This window comes from Ruminococcus sp. MCC718 (assembly GCF_018783905.1).
GTDB classification, from domain to species: domain Bacteria; phylum Bacillota; class Clostridia; order Lachnospirales; family Lachnospiraceae; genus Hominisplanchenecus; species Hominisplanchenecus faecis.
Window position 1 is genome coordinate 1 of the sequence record NZ_WQNP01000078.1, and the last position, 660, is coordinate 660.

Genomic DNA, 660 nt, shown 5'->3' on the forward strand with positions numbered 1-660 from the left:
AAAGCGACCAATGCACAAACACCAGTCGCTATCAGAACCGTAATGGAATTGTAGGCAGTCCAAGTAATTCCGGCATGGAGCAGGTTAAAATCTTTCCAGTCTATAACAAGGAGCTGTCGCAGATTCAGTAGCAGGAACACCTCAACGAACAGGAGCAACAGCCAACCGATACAGAAGTGATAGACCAGCGATTTGTCACTGGCACGAATCCTGTTACCTTTCTTTTTCCACGTCATACGCTAACACCTCTTATTTCTTCGGCGGTTGCTGTGGAGCATTGTTCTGTGGATTTCCGGCATGAGTGCCTTTGTTCTTCAAAACAATATCGTCTGCTTTTACATACCAGTCCACATCTGCACCACGGTAATTTGCATTGGCTACCGTATCTGCAACAGGATTGATAAGTTCCACTTCGGCGTTGTAGTCATAGTCCTTTAACGGAACAGTCGCCGGAACGGATACCTGTATCATGCGTCCCTGTGTGTTGCACTTCAAATCGTAAGTACGCTCCTTGATTTCTTCACTGACCGTTCCATCTTCATTCTGTACATGAACCTCACGGCGTAATGCGGAGAACTTCAACACTCCAAAAGTCTTTTCTTTATCAATGACGATTCCATTTGCTAATCTCATAATCTGAATACCCCCTTATTTACTTTC

General features: G+C 44.7%; 1 protein-coding gene and 1 pseudogene. Both read right to left on the reverse strand.

Annotated elements, in window-relative coordinates:
- Positions 1 to 236 (reverse strand): annotated as a pseudogene (locus tag GPK60_RS08085) (ATP-binding protein); the annotation flags it as partial.
- A 13-nt stretch (positions 237 to 249) separates the two neighbouring features.
- Entirely contained in the window at positions 250 to 633 is a 384-nt protein-coding gene (locus GPK60_RS08090) for a YdcP family protein (RefSeq protein WP_005423181.1), read from the reverse strand.
- Positions 634 to 660 lie beyond the last annotated feature (27 nt).